This window comes from Streptomyces sp. NBC_01224 (assembly GCF_036002945.1).
GTDB lineage: Bacteria > Actinomycetota > Actinomycetes > Streptomycetales > Streptomycetaceae > Streptomyces.
The window spans coordinates 2,990,311-3,007,433 of record NZ_CP108529.1; the positions used below are offsets into that span (position 1 = coordinate 2,990,311).

A 17,123-nucleotide genomic window follows, 5' to 3' on the forward strand; every position below is an offset into this window, starting at 1 on the left:
TTACATGTGCACATCATCCGGCACATGCTCCACACGCGAAGAACCACATCGCAGGGGGTTACATGAGAACCAGCCGCGCGAGAAGTCGCGCCGCGCTGAGCATGGCAGCGACACTGCCGCTGCTTGCCGGTGCGCTCGCCCTCGGGATACCGACCGCCAGCGCGGACTCCGCGCCGAGCGGGCGGGACGCGCTGCAGGGCACCAAGCCTGTCTGGGCGACCGCCAAGGCCGACCAGGGGGCCACGCCCGACAGCAACAAGGTCGGCGTCCGGGTCCATCTGGCCGGACGGGACGCCAAGGGGCTGGCCGCCTACGCCGCTGCCGTGTCCGACCCGCAGTCCGCTTCGTACGGGAAGTACCTGAGCGCCGAGCAGGCACAGGCCCGGTTCGGGGCCACTCAGCAGCAGATCGACCAGGTCGGCCAGTGGCTGAAGTCGAACGGGCTGACCGTCACCGGCGCCAACCGGCACTATGTCTCGGCCACCGGTGATGTGGCCGCCGCCGAGAAGGCGTTCGGCACCCAGCTGCGCAACTACCGCAAGGGCGGCCGGACCTACCGGGCCCCGGCCTCCACCGCCTCCGTGCCCGCCGGGCTGAGCGATGCCGTTCTCGCCGTCTCCGGCCTGGACAACGCGCCGCACAAGTCGAGCCACGACGAGACGCTGCCACCGCCGGACGCGGTGTTCCGCAACTCCGGCCCCTTCTCCTCGTACTACGGTTCGAAGACCGCGTCGACGCTGCCGAGCGCCTACGGGTCCAAGGTGCCGTATGCGGTCAAGGGCTACACCGGCAAGCAGCTGCGTGCCGCATACGGTGCGGGCGACTGGACCGGCAAGGGCGTCACCGTCGCGATCACCGACGCGTACGCCTCGCCGACCATCGCGAAGGACGCCGCCGAGTACGCCAAGCGCAACGGCGACGCCCCGTACCGTCGCGGGCAGCTCAGCCAGGTGCTGCCGGCCGACTACACGAAGACCGAGGAGTGCGGGGCCTCCGGCTGGTACGGCGAGGAGACCCTCGACGTCGAGGCCGTGCACGCGGTCGCGCCCGCCGCCGACATCGTGTACGTGGGTGGCGCCTCCTGCTACGACGCCGATCTGCTGGACTCGCTGAACAAGGTCGTCGACCACCGGCTCGCGGACATCGTCTCCAACTCCTGGGGCGACATCGAGGCAAACGAGACCCCGGACGTCGCGGCCGCGTACGACCAGGTCTTCAAGATGGGCGCGATCGAGGGCATCGGCTTCTACTTCTCGTCCGGCGACGACGGCGACAACGTCGCGTCCACGGGTACGAAGCAGATCGACGTCCCGTCCAACTCCGCCTGGGTGACCTCGGTCGGCGGCACCGCGCTGGCCGTCGGCAAGAACGACACGTACCAGTGGGAGACCGGCTGGGGCACGCTGAAGGCGAGCCTCGCCGACGACGGCAAGACCTGGACCGGCTTCCCGGGCGCGTACACCTCCGGTGCGGGCGGCGGCACCAGCTCGTCCGTGAAGCAGCCGTTCTACCAGCGCGGAGTCGTCCCGGACTCGCTCGCGCAGGCGAACGGGAAGAAGCGGATGCGCACGGCCCCGGACATCGCGGCCGTCGCCGACCCGAACACCGGCTTCCTGGTCGGTCAGACCCAGACGCTGCCCGATGGATCGCTCGGCTACGACGAGTACCGCATCGGTGGTACGTCACTGGCGGCGCCGGTCATCGCCGGTGTCCAGGCGCTCGCGCAGCAGGCCCAGCACGGTCTGCCGATCGGTTTCGCCAACCCGGCGATCTATGCCCGGTACGGCTCGAAGGCGTACCACGACGTCACCGACCACCCGCTGGGCCCGAACCGCGATCTCGCGGTGGCCCGGGTCGACTTCGCCAACAGCTTCGACGCGACGGACGGCGTGCTGACGTCGGTACGGAGCCTCGGCAAGGACGCCTCGCTCAAGGCGGTCAAGGGGTACGACGACGTGACGGGTGTCGGGACTCCGGCGGCCGGTTACGTGAACTCGTACCGCCGGCACTGACGTAGCGGCTGGTATACGTCGACGGCCGTCCCGGGGCCCGCTCCGGGGCGGCCATCGGTCGTGCGTGGCTCCGGGCTCGTGCCGCGCACCCGCATCCCGGGCCGAGGCGCGCTCGTCTCAGGCCGAGGCGCGCTTGCGAGGGGCCGCCTTCTTCGTCGTCGACTTCGTGTCCGACTTCGCGGTGGTCTTCTTCGCCGTCGTCTTGGCGGACGACTTCGCCGTCGACCGTGCGGCGGTCTTCTTGGCGGGTGCCCTGCTCGGCGTCGACTTCTGCGTGGCCGTCTTCTTGGTCGACGCCGTGGCCTTCTTCTTCGCTCCGGTTCCGCCCGACTTCTTGCGGCCGGTGAGCGAGGTGACCTTGGCGACGGGCGCGTCGGCCGATTCCCCGGCGGCCTCCGGCTCCTCGCCACGGGCCTCCTTCGCGGCCCGGACGCTGTTCTCCAGCGCTGCGATCAGGTCGATGACCTTGCCGCCGCCCGGGGCGTCCGCCGCGGCCGGCTCCAGGGTCCGGCCGTCCGCCTTCGCCGCGATGAGTTCCTCGACCGCCTCGCGGTAGTCGTCGTGGAGCGAGTCCATGTCGACCTCGCCGAGGGTGGCCATCAGCGCGTCGGCCAGATCGAGTTCGGCGTCGCGGACCGTGACCTCGGTCGCCGGGGCGACGCCCTCGGTGCTGCGGATCTCGTCCGGCCAGAGCAGGCCGTGCATGGCGATCACATCGTCGACCACCCGCAGCATGCCGAGCCGTTCGCGGCCGCGCAGCGCGAATTTCGCCACGGCGACCTTCTGGCTCCGCTTCAGCGCCTCACGCAGCAGGGTGTACGGCTTGGCCGCCGGGACCCCGTTCGCGGAGAGGTAGTACGCCGCGTCCATCTGGAGCGGGTCGATCGAGGCGGCCGGCACGAAGGCGACGATCTCGATCGTCTTTGCGGTGGGGAGCGGGAGGGAGCCGAGGTCCTCGTCGGTGATCGGGATCACCGAGCCGTCGGCGTCCTCGTACGCCTTGCCGATGTCGGTGGCGGTGACCTCCTGCTCGTCGATCTCGCAGACCTTCCGGTATCGGATCCGGCCGCCGTCGGCGAGGTGGATCTGGCGGAAGGAGACCGAATGGCTCTCGGTGGCGTTGACCAGCTTGATCGGGATGCTGACCAACCCGAAGGAGATGGCGCCGTTCCAAATGGACCGCACTGTTCACCCCTTGTGTTCATATAGATACCTATAGATCCGGGAAACGTGTGATTCTTATCGTATGACGCCGATCACAGAGGTGGAGGGGCGGCGGCTGGCGCTCAGCAATCTCGACAAGGTGCTGTATCCGGCCACCGGAACCACCAAGGGCGAGGTGCTCCACTACTACGCGGCCACCGCGGCAGGGGCCCTGCTCGGGCATCTGCACAACCGGCCCGTGTCCTTCCTGCGCTATCCGGACGGGCCGGACGGGCAGCGCTTCTTCACCAAGAATCCGCCGCCGGGTACGCCGTCCTGGGTACGGACCACCGCCGTGCCGCACGGCGAGGACAGACAGGCCAGACAGGTGGTCGTGCAGGATCTGGCCTCGCTGATGTGGGCGGCCAATCTGGTGGTGGAATTCCACACTCCGCAGTGGCGGGCCGACGCGCCCGGGATCGCCGACCGGATGGTGTTCGATCTGGACCCCGGTGCGCCCGCGACCGTGGTGGAGTGCTGCGCGGTGGCCCTGTGGCTGCGCGAGCGGCTGGCGGCGGACGGGTTGCTCGCGTACGGGAAGACCTCGGGGTCGAAGGGGCTGCATCTGCTCGTACCGCTGGAGCCCACGCCTGCCGATCGGGTGTCGGCGTACGCGAAAGGGCTGGCCGTCGAGGCGGAGCAGGAGCTTGCGGAGCTGGTCGTGCACAGGATGACGCGGGCGTTGCGGCCGGGAAAGGTGTTCGTCGACTTCAGCCAGAACGCGGCGGCGAAGACGACCGCCACGCCCTATACGCTGCGCGCCCGGCCCGAACCGACCGTCTCGGCGCCCGTCACCTGGGCGGAGATCGAGGAGTGCCGGGCGCCGGGGAAGCTGGTCTTTCTGGCCGGTGACATGGGGGCGCGGCTGGAGCGGTACGGGGATCTGCTGGGGCCGCTCATCGATCCGAACCGGGCAGGGCGGTTGCCGCCCGCACGGTAGGGGCGGGCGGGGGCCGGGCCGGGATGGCCCTCCTGTCCTAGATCGCCGGACGGGCTGCTTTCATCGGTCGGTCGACGCGTCCGAAATTCGCCCCCGGATCGCATAACGCATGGCGGACGATCTTGTCATGTCCTCAGGAAAAGACCGCATGCGGAGGGCAAAGCGTCCGAGCCGTGGTGCAGACTCCTCGCAGACACTGCTTCGTGGAATTGCGTGGGGAGGCGATGGCGTGTTCGCAGGAATCGACGAGGTCGACTGGGCCTCGATGGAGCATGCCTACGGGCCTGCCGATGATGTGCCGGCGATGCTGCGGGGTCTCGCGTCCGCCGATCCGGCGGAGCGCGAGGCGGCGCTGGACGGCATGTACGGGGCCGTTCACCACCAGGGTGATGTGTACGCCTGCACGCTGGCCTGCATTCCGTTTCTCTTCGAGCTGGTCGTGGATCCGGGCATTCAGGACCGGGGCAGCATCATCGAGCTGCTCACCAGCATCGGCGGCATCGATCTGGACGGGGACGACGAGGACGAGATCGACGAGGACGAGATCGAGGGCGCGGCGAACTACGCGATGGCGGCGACCGCCGTCACCGCGGGTGCCGGGGTGTTCTTCGAGCTGATGGCCGACGAGGACCCGGGCGCGCGGCTCTCCGCACCCCTGGCACTCGCCACGCTCCACAGCCAACCCGTGCGGGTCCTCGCGCTGCTGCGGGAGCGGTTGCCGGTGGAGCCGGCCGAGGAGGTACGACTCGCCCTGGTGGAAGCCGCGGGGCGGGTCGCTCTGCGGCATGGTGCGCTGGCCGGGCAGGTGGCCGGCTGGCTGACCCGGCTGGCCGGTGAGGGTTTCCCGCCGGGGTTGCGGCTGGCCGCGCTGGCCCAGCTGGCGCGGTGCGCGCCGGATGCACTGCCGGGCGATGTCGTACGAGTGGTGACGGGGCTGCTGCGGCAGCTGCGCTCGGTGCCCGTGCGCCGGGCCGGGGCGGCTCCCGCAGTCGATGCGCAGGCCGGTCCGGCCGAGGCGGTCGCGGCCGTCGACGCCCACTCGGAGGCGGCCGGGACCGTGGAGCCGCCCGTCGAGGAGCGGGCCACGCCCGTGACCCTGGTGGGGCAGTTGCGGGCGCTGTCCGACGAGGAGACTTCGGGGCGCACCGCCCCCTGGACGGCGGACCTGCTGCGGACGCTGCATGTAGGGCTCGACGACCGGGTCGCCGAGCGGACGGCGCTGCTGACGTATCAGTTGCGCAGCCCCGACCACCAGCAGCGGATCGATGCGCTCCGGATGAGCAGTGGGCTGATCCGGGCCTGGCGCGGCTCGTACGAGGAGCTGGTCCGGCTCGTGGGTGAGCAGCTCGCCACCCCCGAGCCACGGCTGGCCGAGGCCGCCGCGCATGTGCTGGAGGAGCTCTTCGGGCTCGCCGCGCCCGCCGCCGATGCGCTGGCGGCCCGGGTGGCGGCGGACCCCGGTGCCTGGGTTCAGGACTGGCCGAGCGGGCCTCCGGGGCTCGGCAGCGCGGTGAAGGCGCTGGCCAGGCTCGGCGATGCCCGTGCCGTGCCCGCGCTGGCCGCCGCGCTGGAGCGGCCCGAGGTGCCGCACGACGTGGGATTCACCATCGGCTGTCTGGGAGCGGCAGCGGCCCCGCTGACCGCTCTGCTGCGCCGCAGGCTCGGCGAGGTCCGTCTCCACGAGGGGGCGTACGACCAGGCGAGCCCGCTGCTCACGGGGCTGACCGCGCTACGGGCGGACGAGGCGATGCCGGAGGTGCTGCGGGTGCTGCGCGGCGCGCCGGAGTACCGGGGCGAGTGGCTGCGTACGGCGGCGCTGCGGGCGCTCGGTTCGTTCGGGCCCGCGGCGCACAGTGCCGTACCGGAGCTGCGTGTTCTGCTGCGCCGCCCCGGGAATACCTCGGCGACGGAGGTCGCGGAGGCCCTGTGGGCGGTCGACGGGGACGCCGACGCCGTGCTGCCGGTGCTGATCGAGGGCCTGCAGGCGGAGCGGGCCCACGAACGGCGCTCCGCCGTGAACGCGCTGGGCAGGCTCGGGACGCGGGCGGCGGTGACGGCGCCCCGGCTGCGCGCACTGCTCGGGCACGAGGAGCTGTGGCTGCGGGTGGATGCGGCGATCGCGCTGCGGGACGTGTCCGGGCGGGCCGAGGAGTCCGTGCCGGTGCTCCTGGCGGCCTGGGAGAAGAACCGTCATGTCCGGGTCCGGGTGGCGGAATGTCTGGCGCGGACGGGTGTCGCTGGTGCAGGGTCGGACGTGGCACATGTGCTGCGCGCCGAGCTCGCCTCCGTACGCCGTCACAACGCGATGGACGGTGGATACGGCAGCCACGACACATACGAGGACGAAAAGCTGCTGGCGCTCTGCCGGCAGGCGCTTCTGGGTAATACGGGGAAGGGACCCACAACATGATCATTTTCGGTACGCGGGGTTATCTGTACCAACTGGCCATCCTGACGATGGTCTGCGGCTGGTGCGGCAATCCGGCCGCGCACACGCTGCGCAAGCGGGTCACGAAGTTCACGCTGTTCTTCGTGCCGCTGTTCCCGTTCTCGACGAAGTTCGCGACGCAGTGCACGTTCTGCGGCGGGGAGCAGCAGATCCCGAAGGAGCAGGCCGAACAGCTGTTGGCGCAGCATGCCGCCTCGCAGGACGGCAATCCGTTCGGGCAGGCACAGGGACAGGGGCAGGGGCAGCCGGGATACGCGCCCGGCGGACAGGGACAGAACCCGTACCAGCGCTGAAGCGGCATCCCAAACAGCGCCCCAACCAGTACTAAATAGACAAAAATGACTTCCTTCCGAATAAGGTCTATGAGGCACAGACCGCGAGAAGGGAGGGTGTCATGCGTCCGAATCGCCGGGTGCAGCGCCGCACGGCGGCGGCCTTCGGGGCCGTCGTCGGCGCAGTGCTGCTGGCCGGCTGCGGCGGCGGGCTGCGGAGCGCCGGAGCGACCCCGATCGTCATCGGGCCCGCCCGGCTCTGGCCCGAGCTGCCGCCCGCCTCCGCCGCTCCGTACGACTACGGCGAGGGCGAGACCGCACGCATCCCGGGGATCGAGGTGCCGGACGGCGATGTGCACCGTCTGGATCCGGTGGCGGTGGTGCAGGCGGGCCTGAAGGCCCGGCCCAACCGGTCCAGCGGCACGGCCGGCCTCCCCACCGACACAGTCCGCCACATCGTCGCGTGCCATGCCGAACCGGCTTCCTGTCCCGTGCTGCAGCCCTACTTCCGTGATCTGACGGGCGACGGCAAGGACGAGATGGTGCTCGGCGTCCGGTTGCCCGGCCGCCAGCTCTCCGTACGGGTCTATATGCCGGAGGCGGGCGGGCTGACCCGGATCCTGTCCACCGCGGACGCCGTGATCAGCGTCGAGCTGGCCGGGCGGGATCTGATCATGCGGGTGCCGTCGGCCATCACCGGGTACGAGTACCGCACCGCCTGGTCCTGGGACGACAGGCAGCGCGCGATGCTGCCCACCCGGGACGAGATCCTGCGGATGCCGGCGTCCCGGGCCCCGCAGCCGCACCCCACGACCGCCCGTCCGACAACCGGATCCACGACCGCCGGACCCACCGCCGCACCGTCCGTCGGCGTCTCCGCGGAGCGCCGATGAGGCGACGTGGGGCCGGGCGGCACGGAACGAAGCGGCGCGGGCTGCGCGCGCCTGCCTGGACCGCGACGCTCACCTGGAAGTCGGCCGTCTTCATCACCGTGATGTGCTGCACCCTTGCCGCGCTGCTGAGCGTGCTGGTCCACACCGAGGTGACACGTGCGACCGTCGACCAGGCGCGCGAGGAGGCGCTGTCGCGACTGGCGGACGTCAGCGCCGCGTACGAGACGGGCGAGGAGCTCCCGCCGGGTTCCGGCATCGATCCGCCGGGGCTGCCCGCCTCCCTGCGCGCGCTGGCCGCGCACGGCCGGCGCGGCACGCTCGTCGCCGCTCACAACGGGCGTCCCGCCATGTGGGCGGCGGCTCCGGCCGACGGCCGCGCACTGGCCACGCAGGTGGACTACAGCCAGAGCGCCCGCACGATCAATGATCTCGACGGGGCGATCGTCGGCTCCTCCCTGCTGGCCACCGGCGCCACCCTGCTCGTCGGCGCGTTCGCCGTCACCCGGGTCACCCGGCGACTGCACCAGACGGCCCGGGTGGCTCGCCGGATCAATGCGGGCGACCTCGACGCCCGCGTCGGCGACCCCCGCACGGCGGACGCTTCGCGCCCGCAGGACGAGGTGGCGATCGTCGCCGGTGCGCTGGACACGATGGCGTCCACGCTCCAGCGCAAGCTGCTGACCGAGCAGCGGTTCACCGCCGATGTGGCGCATGAGCTCCGCACCCCGCTGACCGGCCTCTGGGCCGCCGCCGAACTGCTGCCGCCGGGGCGGCCGTCCGAACTGGTACGCGACCGGGTCCGGACGATGAGGGGGCTGACGGAGGATCTGCTGGAGATCTCCCGGCTGGACGCCCGTACGGAGCAGGTCGATCTCGACGTCCACGAACTGGTGCCGCTCGTCGAACGCGTGGTGCGCACATCCGGAACGGAGACCGAGATCCATGCCGAAAGAACCACCGCAGGGCGACCGCAGGAGCACGTACAGGTCGAGACCGACAAGCGGCGCCTGGAGCGGGTGCTGGGCAATCTGATCACCAATGCGCACAGGCACGGCCGCCCCCCGGTGGTACTGACGGTCGACGGGCCGGTCGTGACCGTACGCGATCACGGGCCGGGTTTTCCGGACTATCTGCTGAACGACGGCCCGCAGCGGTTCCGTACCGAGGGCGGCGGCAAGGGACACGGTCTCGGGCTGACCATCGCCGCCGGACAGGCGGAGGTGATCGGCGCCGACCTCACCTTCTCCAATGCCCAGGACGGCGGGGCGGTGGCCCGGCTGACGCTCCCCGAGTACGTGCGGCTGGACGACGAGGTGTCGGAGAGCCGGGACGATCCGGAATCCGGACCGCATCACAAGGAGTGAGGGGGCGTCAGCCACGCACCCGCCGATGCCTGCCGCCGGGCAGACCCTCATGAACACGTCTGTGGACATACCCGCTATGACATAAGGGAAATAGACACCACCTCTTGCTACGTTGCGTGGCATGACCGCAACGACGGCGGACGCACCCCCGCCCGATCTACGTCTGCCCAAGCGGCGCGGAGTCGAGCTGCTGCTCCTCGTCGGGGCCGTCCTCATCTCCGTCTACGGCTACGCCGCCGTCGGCCTGGCCAGGAACGACGCGGTCCCGCCCGATGTGGCCGGTTACGGCGCGGGCCTGGGGCTGCTCGCTCTCCTCGCCCACCTCGCGGTCCGCTTCCGTGCCCCGTACGCCGATCCGCTGCTGCTGCCCATCGCCGTACTGCTCAACGGGCTCGGCCTGGTGCTGATCTACCGGCTCGACCTGGAGACGCCGAAGGACCAGGCGGCCCCCACCCAGCTGATCTGGTCCACGCTCGGCGTGGCGCTCTTCATCGCGGTGGTCGTCTTCCTGCGTGACCACCGGGTGCTCCAGCGGTACGCCTATCTCTCGGTCGCCACCGCCCTGGTCCTGATGATCGTGCCGATCTTCTTCCCCGCGGTGAACGGCGCCAAGATCTGGATCCGGGTCGGCGGATTCTCCTTCCAACCGGGCGAGTTCGCCAAAATCCTGCTCGCCGTGTTCTTCGCCGCGTATCTCGCCGCGAACCGCAACGCCCTCGCCCACACCGGCCGCAGGATCTGGAAGCTGCAGCTCCCCACCGGCCGGGTGCTCGGCCCGATCGTGGCGATCTGGCTGCTCAGCGTCGGTGTGCTGGTCCTGGAACGCGATCTGGGCACCTCGCTGCTCTTCTTCGGCCTCTTTGTGATCATGCTGTACGTGGCGACCGGCCGGACCGGCTGGATCGCGGTGGGTCTGCTGCTCGCCGCCGTCGGCGCGTTCGTCGTCGGCTCCTTCGAACCGCATGTGCACAGCCGGGTCCAGGACTGGCTCGACCCGTTCGCGTCCATCGCCGCCGGCCGGGGCCCCGGCCAGCTGGCACAGTCGCTGTTCGCGTTCGCCGCGGGCGGGATGCTCGGCACCGGACTCGGACTCGGCCACTCGATCCTCATCGGCTTCGCCGCCAAGTCCGACTTCATCCTGGCGACCGCGGGCGAGGAGCTCGGCCTGACCGGACTGACGGCGGTCTTCCTGCTGTACGCACTGCTCGTCGCCCGCGGCTACCGGGCCGGCCTCGCCCTGCGCGACCCCTTCGGGCGGCTGCTGTCGATCGGTCTCGCCTCGATCCTGGCGCTCCAGGTGTTCGTGATCGCGGGCGGGGTGATGGGGCTGATCCCGCTGACGGGCATGGCGATGCCGTTCCTCGCCCAGGGCGGTTCGTCCGTCGTCACCAACTGGATCATCGTGGCGCTGCTGATCCGGGTCAGCGACCAGGCCCGCAGACCCCGTCCCGACCATGTGGAGACCGGAGTCATCGCGCCGATGGCGGAGGACGAGCCGTGATCCCGCCCCCGCGAACTGTGATCCCGTCCCCGCGAGCCGTGCTCCCTTACCCGCCGCGAGCCCCGGAGGCCAGGCCGTGATCCGCTACATCCGCCGGGCCGCCGCGCTCTGTCTGCTGCTGCTGGTGGCACTGCTGTTGAACGCCGCCCGCATCCAGGTCCTCGATGCCGACAGCCTGGACAACAATCCCGCCAACCGCCGCCTCACGATCGCCCGTTACAGCCAGCCGCGCGGCAACATCCTGGTCGGCGGCAAGTCCGTCACCGGCACCAAGGACACCGGCGAGCAGCTCAAGTACGAGCGCACGTACGAGAACGGCCCGCTGTACGCACCCGTGACCGGCTACGCCTCGCAGACGTACGGCACGACCCTGATCGAGAACGCTGAGGACGGCATCCTCTCCGGCACCGACTCGATGCTCGCCCCGTTCCCCCTGTGGAACGAGATCACCCGCAGCCAGCAGCCCGGCGGCAATGTCGTCACGACCATCAAGGACTCGATGCAGCGCGCCGCCTACGACGGGCTCGGCGGGCGGCGGGGCGCGGTCGCCGCCGTCGAGCCGTCGACCGGCAGGATCCTGGCGCTGGTCTCGACCCCTTCGTACGATCCCGGGCGGCTCTCCGGCACCGGTTCGCCGGTCACCGACGCCTGGCAGCAGCTGAACGCGGCGAAGAGCCAGCCGATGCTCAACCGGGCGATCCGGCAGACCTATCCGCCGGGCTCCACCTTCAAGATCGTGACAGCGGCGGCCGCTCTCGACGCGGACGTCGTCACCGACCCCGACAACGAGACCGACACCCCGTCCCCCTATGTTCTGCCGGGTACGTCGACCACGCTCCCCAATGAGGCGGAAGGCTGCGAGAACGCCTCGCTCGCCGAGGCGATCCGGGTCTCCTGCAACACCGTGATGGCGGAGCTGGGGGTGCGGGTCGGGCTGAAGAGCATGGTGGACGCGGTGCGGAAGTTCGGCTTCAACGACACCGGGCTGAAGATCCCGTCGGGGGTGGCGAAGAGCAACTTCGACACCGAGATGTCCGACGACCAGCTGGCGCTCTCGTCGATCGGGCAGTTCGACACGACGGCGACACCGCTCCAGATGGCAATGGTGGCTTCGGCCGTGGCGAACGGCGGCGACCTCAAGTACCCGTACCTGGTGGACCGTACGACCACGAGAAGCGGCTCGACCGTCCACCGGAACGGCTCGCACACCTACCACCAGGCGATGAGCCCTCGGACGGCCGTGCAGTTGCGGCGGATGATGGTCGACGTCGTGGAGCAGGGCACGGGGTCCAACGCCGCGATCGACGGGGTGAAGGTCGGCGGCAAGACCGGCACCGCACAGCACGGCATCGACAACTCGGGCAGGCCCTACGCCTGGTTCATCTCCTGGGCGCAGGCGCCGGACTCGGCGCAGCCGGCCGTCGCGGTCGCCGTGGTCGTCGAGGACGCGGCCGCGAACCGGGCCGACATCAGCGGCGGCGGCAGCGCGGCCCCGATCGCCCGTTCCGTCATGCAGGCGGCTCTGGGAAAATGACCGCGTGAGGGATGCGGGCGAGGTGGGCCGGGCGCTGGAGCGGATCGGGCGGGAGGATCCGCGCCTGTGCGCGTTCATCGAGGTGTGGCCCGAGAGGGCGCTCGCCGACGAGGATCGGGCTCGTCAGCTTCCGCTGGCCGGTAAGCCGTTCGCGGTCAAGGGGCCGGCCGGTATCCGCTCGTACGCGGCCCGGCGGCTGATCGCGGCCGGTGGCGTCCCGGTCGGCGCGACCTCCGTGCCGGGCCCCGGTACGCCCTGGCAGACCTGGGGGCTGGGCGCGCATGGCCGTACGGTCAATCCGTGGCGCCCCGACCGCACACCGGGCGGCTCCTCGGCCGGCTCTGCGGTGGCGGTCGCGGCGGATCTGGTGGAGCTGGCGACCGGCAGCGACGGGGCGGGGTCGGTACGGATTCCGGCGGCGTGGTGCGGGGTGTTCGGCCTGAAGACGACGAACGGCCTGCTGCCCTCCCCCGACCGGTCCGGGCTCGCTTCCGCCGGGGTGCTGACCCGTTCGGCGGCCCAGGCCCAGACCTATCTGCGCTGTGTCCTGGACGGCTGCGAACCGGCGGCGGCGGATCTTCCGATCCCCGCTGTCTTCAGCCCCGGTCTGGGGTACGCGGAGGTCGACCCGGAAGTCGAGTCGGTCGTCCGGCGCGCGGTGGGGCGGCTCGTGGCGGGCGGGGTGGTGCGGCTCGTGGACCGTACGTGCGAGCTGCTCGACCCGCGAGAGGCATGGCAGGCGGTCCGGAGCGGGGAGCCGTCCCCGGCCGCCACGGAGATCCGCCGCGAGAACGGCCTCCGGCTCGACGCCCTGTTCTCCCGTACTCCTCTGCTGCTCACCCCGACCACCCCCAACCGCCCGCACGGCCACGACGGTCCGGGCGATCTCTACTCGACCGCCCTGACCTGGGCGTTCAATCTCAGCGGGCATCCCGCGGCGAGTGTGCCCGCCGGATTCACGGCGGACGGCTGCCCGGTCGGGCTGCAGTTGGCCGCAGAGCGGGGCGCGGACGTCTCACTGCTCGGAATGGCCCTTGCGGTGGAGAGTGTGCTGATTACCGTGCGGCCATGACATACAGCGACCGACAGACCGGCCATGAGCTGGCCCAGGTGAACACAGCCCGCCTCAGATTCCCCCTGGACTCCCCCGAGCTGAAGGACTTCGTCGACGCCCTCGACCCGGTGAACGCGGTCGCCGACCAGGCCGCCGGCTTCGTCTGGCGGCTACAGAGCGAAACCGGCAACGCCACCGACGTACCGGTCTTCGGGGACACCTGGCTGATCGTGAACATGTCGGTGTGGCGCGACACGGACGCACTGACGGCGTTCATGTACCAGGGGCAGCACCGCGAGCTGCTGGCGCGGCGGCGCGAGTGGTTCGAGCGGGTGGAGGAGGCCATGACGGCCCTGTGGTGGGTGCCGGCGGGCGTGCGCCCGACGGTGCGGGACGCCGAGGAGCGCCTGCTCCATCTGCGTGAACACGGTCCCACGGAGCGGGCGTTCACTCTGCGGAAGTCCTTCCCGCCGCCGACCGCGGCCATGGGCTGAACGGACTGATCAGCCGATCGGCTTGCGTACCTCGGACCTGACCTTCGCGGTGTCCGCCGCCAGCTGCTTCAGGTCGATGGACCGCGGGTCCTTCACCGCGATCTCGGAGGTGACGACGGCGACCATGGCGCCCGTGTTCCCGTCGCCCCAGGCGCACATGGGGAGGCTGCTCGACACACCGCTGGTCTTCTGTCGCACGACCTGGCACTCGACCGTGATGTCGTATCCGTCAGGGGTGAACTCCTTGGCGGGTACGGCAAGGGTCGCACCGTCCGCCTCCGCGGCCCCTGAAAGAATCTTGCCCCGTGCGAACTCAGGGTTTCGCAGCTGCCCCCACATCCCGGACAGGACCAGCACACCGCCCTCGGACGAGCTGTACTGCGCGACAGCCGCCTTCGCATTGCGGATGCTGGGGTCGTACGTGTCCTCGATCCCCTTGCCCTTGGTCTTCGACATGTCCTCGACCAGCGTGAACTCACCGTCCAGCAGCTTCTCTTCCACGGTGAGCCTGTACTCCGCCGCCGGGAATCCGCCCGCGACCACGTTGCCGGCATCCACCAGCCTGAAGGCCGCGTAGCCGAGCCCGCCCACCACCGCGATTGCGGCGACCGTGATCCCGATGACGAGTCCGGTCCGCTTCTTCTTCGGCGGCTGCGCGCCGGGCAGGCCGGGAACCCCGGGCTGCCCCCACGGCCCCTGGGGTGGAAGTTGCTGCTGCGGATGGCCGTATGGGGTCTGCTGGGCATACGGGTTGTGCTGGGGCTGGAACTGGGGCTGCGGGGGCCCGTACGGCCCCTGTGGCGGCTGGGGCGGGTACGGCCCCTGCGGCGGCTGCGGTGGCATGCTCATGGCGCCACGTTACGTCACACGTACGAACGCGGTTTCACCCCCCGGGGCGGACTCGTCTCAGCGGCTCCCGCCGCCGCAGCCGAGGGCATCGGGGCGACGCACGCGATGCTGCTGGAGGTGCCGGAGCAGGTGGCCGAGCTGGTGCGGGGATTCGTCGCCCGGCGGTGAGCCCCCCCGGGCCCCCGCCGGACGGCCGCTCTCTTCTCAGTCCCCGGACGGGCCGGCCCCGCCCTGCGCTATCGCCTCTTCGACCTCCGCGACCCTGGCCTGTTCCTCCGCCGCGAAACGGTCCCGGTCCAGCTGCTCGGCCAGTTCCTCGTCCTGGGCCATCAGCAGGTCCAGGCTGGAGTCGCCGAGTTCGAGGACGCCCATGTCGACGTAGGCCTTCTGGAGCCGTTCGCCCCACAGGCCGATGTCCTTGACGCACGGCACTATCCGGCTGAACAGCAGCTTGCGGAAGAGCTGCAGGAACGGTGACTGCTCGGAGAGCTCCTCGGCCTCGCGCTTGCCGATGCCGAAGTTCTCCAGCACCTCGACGCCCCTGAGCCGGTCGCGCATCAGATAGCAGCCCTCGATGACGAACTCCTCGCGTTCGCGCAGTTCGGCGTCGCTCAGCTGCTTGTAGTAGTCGCGCAGCGCCATTCGCCCGAAGGCGACGTGCCGGGCCTCGTCCTGCATGACGTACGCGAGGATCTGCTTGGGCAGCGGCTTGGTCGTCGTGTCGCGGATCATGCCGAACGCGGCCAGGGCGAGGCCCTCGATGAGGACCTGCATGCCGAGGTAGGGCATGTCCCAGCGGGAGTCGCGCAGGGTGTCGCCGAGCAGGCCCTGGAGGTTGTCGTTGATCGGGTAGAGCATCCCGACCTTCTCGTGCAGGAACCGGCTGTATATCTCCGCATGCCGGGCCTCGTCCATGGTCTGGGTCGCGGAGTAGAACTTCGCGTCCAGGTCGGGAACGGACTCCACGATTCTGGCGGCGCAGACCATGGCGCCCTGCTCGCCGTGGAGGAACTGACTGAACTGCCAGGCGGTGTAGTGCTTACGCAGCTCGCCCCGGTCCTTGTCGGTCATCTTCGCCCAGTGCGGCGTGCCGTACAGGGTGAGGACGTCGTCCGGGGTGCCGAGCGGGTCGGCCGGGTCGACCTCCAGGGACCACTCGATGCGCTTGTTGCCGTCCCACTGCTTGTCCTTGCCCTTCTGGTAGAGGGCGAGCAGGCGTTCGCGGCCGTCGTCGTAGTCCCAGCTGAAGCGGGCGGCGCCGGAGGCGGGCACCTGCCACAGCGGTGTGTCGGGGGCGGTGGTGTAGAGGTCGTGTGTCGACACGGACGGCTCCTTCGCGCCTTGCGTGCTCCGATAAGTTCCTTGGTGGCTACGCCAGTTGGCAGGTTCACACGTTGGTAGACGTCGGGTCAACAAGTCGCGCGCAAGGGATTGACGTCCTTACTGACGGAGAGTCTCATAAGAAGTGACCGCCGGTAACCCATGTGTGAGGTGCCTCCAGCCATGACGACAGTGACCGAACGCGACGTGCAGTTGCTTCGCGATGCACTCGGCCCGCTCCGGGACCGCGAGCAGATCGCCGAGCGGCTGCTCGAATCCTCGGCCAAGCACTCCTTCGATCCTGACAAGGAACTCGACTGGGAATCGGCGATCGAGGACGGCAAGTGGTTCTGGCCGCCCGAGCTCGTCTCGCTCTACGACACCCCGCTGTGGCGGAGGATGTCGCAGGAGCAGCGAATGGACCTGGCCAGGCACGAGGCGGCCTCGCTGGCCTCACTGGGCATCTGGTTCGAGATCATCCTCATGCAGCTGCTGGTCCGGCACATCTACGACAAGCCGGTGACCAGCAACCACGTCCGCTACGCGCTCACCGAGATAGCCGACGAGTGCCGGCACTCGATGATGTTCGCCCGCATGATCAAGTGGAGCGGTTCGCCCGACTATCCCGTGCCACGCGTCTATCACAACCTCGCACGCGTGCTGAAGACCGTTTCCACCACACCCGGTTCGTTCGCCGCGACCCTGCTCGGTGAGGAGATCCTCGACTGGATGCAGCGGCTGACGTTCCCGGACGAGCGCGTCCAGACGCTGGTGCGCGGTGTGACCCGCATCCATGTCGTCGAGGAGGCACGGCACGTCCGGTACGCCCGCGAGGAGCTGCGCCGCCAGATGGTGACCGCCCCGCGCTGGGAGCGCGAGTTCACCCGGGTGAGCTGCGGCGAGGCGGCCCGTGTCTTTTCCGTCTGCTTCATCAACCCGCTGGTGTACGAGAACGTCGGCCTGGACCGCCGCGAGGCCGTCGCCCAGGTGAAGGCGAGCGGCCACCGGGCGGAGATCATGCAGACCGGCGCGAAGCGGCTGACGGACTTCCTGGACGACATCGGGGTACTCAACGGGGTGGGACGCAGGCTGTGGAAGAGCTCCGGCCTGCTCGCCTGAGCCGACGCCCCGTTGCCCGTACGGGCGGAGCGCTTACGACCTCGCCCGCGATTGTCAGCGGCGTCGCGGTGTCCGGGACCTCCGTCTCCGGCGTTGTCGTCAGTCGCCGACGCCCCGCG

Annotated in this window: 14 protein-coding genes; 11 read left to right on the top strand and 3 right to left on the bottom strand. The window is 70.3% G+C overall.

Features of this window, described 5'->3' with window-relative positions:
• Positions 1-62 precede the first annotated feature (62 nt).
• A complete protein-coding gene (locus OG609_RS12770; RefSeq protein ID WP_327272913.1) occupies positions 63-2,012 on the top strand; it encodes a S53 family peptidase in 1,950 nt (649 codons plus the stop codon).
• Between the two features lie 117 nt (positions 2,013-2,129).
• On the opposite strand, the gene ku is transcribed toward OG609_RS12770, so the two are convergent.
• Positions 2,130-3,197: a non-homologous end joining protein Ku gene (gene ku / locus OG609_RS12775; protein WP_327272914.1), complete on the bottom strand. Its 1,068-nt coding sequence runs from the start codon at positions 3,195-3,197 to the stop codon at positions 2,130-2,132.
• A gap of 61 nt (positions 3,198-3,258) precedes the next feature.
• Between ku and ligD the strand changes: the two genes are divergently transcribed.
• The 9 genes from ligD to OG609_RS12820 all read left to right on the top strand — a co-directional run bounded on the left by ligD (position 3,259) and on the right by OG609_RS12820 (position 13,716).
• Positions 3,259-4,155: a non-homologous end-joining DNA ligase gene (gene ligD / locus OG609_RS12780; protein WP_327272915.1), complete on the top strand. Its 897-nt coding sequence runs from the start codon at positions 3,259-3,261 to the stop codon at positions 4,153-4,155.
• A 229-nt stretch (positions 4,156-4,384) separates the two neighbouring features.
• Complete coding sequence (locus tag OG609_RS12785; protein ID WP_327272916.1) at positions 4,385-6,565, top strand: HEAT repeat domain-containing protein; 2,181 nt, start codon at positions 4,385-4,387, stop codon at positions 6,563-6,565.
• Positions 6,562-6,897, top strand: a complete 336-nt coding sequence (locus tag OG609_RS12790) for a zinc-ribbon domain-containing protein (protein WP_114246634.1) — start codon at positions 6,562-6,564, stop codon at positions 6,895-6,897. Before OG609_RS12785 ends, OG609_RS12790 begins: the two co-directional genes overlap by 4 nt.
• Positions 6,898-6,998: 101 nt before the next feature.
• On the top strand, positions 6,999-7,769 hold the full coding sequence (locus OG609_RS12795) for a hypothetical protein (RefSeq protein ID WP_327272917.1): 771 nt from the start codon (positions 6,999-7,001) through the stop codon (positions 7,767-7,769).
• Positions 7,766-9,133, top strand: coding sequence for a HAMP domain-containing sensor histidine kinase (locus OG609_RS12800; protein ID WP_327272918.1), 1,368 nt, complete (start codon positions 7,766-7,768; stop codon positions 9,131-9,133). Before OG609_RS12795 ends, OG609_RS12800 begins: the two co-directional genes overlap by 4 nt.
• Positions 9,134-9,254: 121 nt before the next feature.
• A complete protein-coding gene (locus tag OG609_RS12805; protein ID WP_327272919.1) occupies positions 9,255-10,634 on the top strand; it encodes an FtsW/RodA/SpoVE family cell cycle protein in 1,380 nt (459 codons plus the stop codon).
• 76 nt (positions 10,635-10,710) lie between these two features.
• A complete protein-coding gene (locus OG609_RS12810; RefSeq protein WP_327272920.1) occupies positions 10,711-12,168 on the top strand; it encodes a penicillin-binding transpeptidase domain-containing protein in 1,458 nt (485 codons plus the stop codon).
• A 4-nt stretch (positions 12,169-12,172) separates the two neighbouring features.
• Positions 12,173-13,240, top strand: coding sequence for an amidase (locus OG609_RS12815; protein ID WP_327272921.1), 1,068 nt, complete (start codon positions 12,173-12,175; stop codon positions 13,238-13,240).
• Complete coding sequence (locus tag OG609_RS12820) at positions 13,237-13,716, top strand: DUF3291 domain-containing protein (RefSeq protein ID WP_327272922.1); 480 nt, start codon at positions 13,237-13,239, stop codon at positions 13,714-13,716. The genes OG609_RS12815 and OG609_RS12820 overlap by 4 nt, the downstream gene beginning before the upstream one ends.
• Positions 13,717-13,725: 9 nt before the next feature.
• Here OG609_RS12820 and OG609_RS12825 read toward each other — a convergent pair whose 3' ends face one another.
• Together OG609_RS12825 and OG609_RS12830 are read right to left on the bottom strand one after the other, a co-directional pair.
• Entirely contained in the window at positions 13,726-14,565 is an 840-nt protein-coding gene (locus OG609_RS12825) for a hypothetical protein (RefSeq protein ID WP_327272923.1), read from the bottom strand.
• Between the two features lie 204 nt (positions 14,566-14,769).
• The gene (locus OG609_RS12830; protein WP_327272924.1) at positions 14,770-15,888 is read right to left on the bottom strand and encodes a ferritin-like domain-containing protein; all 1,119 of its coding nucleotides are present in this window, start codon (positions 15,886-15,888) and stop codon (positions 14,770-14,772) included.
• A 180-nt stretch (positions 15,889-16,068) separates the two neighbouring features.
• On the opposite strand from OG609_RS12830, the gene OG609_RS12835 reads away from it, so the two are divergent.
• On the top strand, positions 16,069-17,004 hold the full coding sequence (locus tag OG609_RS12835) for an AurF N-oxygenase family protein (protein WP_327272925.1): 936 nt from the start codon (positions 16,069-16,071) through the stop codon (positions 17,002-17,004).
• Positions 17,005-17,123: the final 119 nt, after the last annotated feature.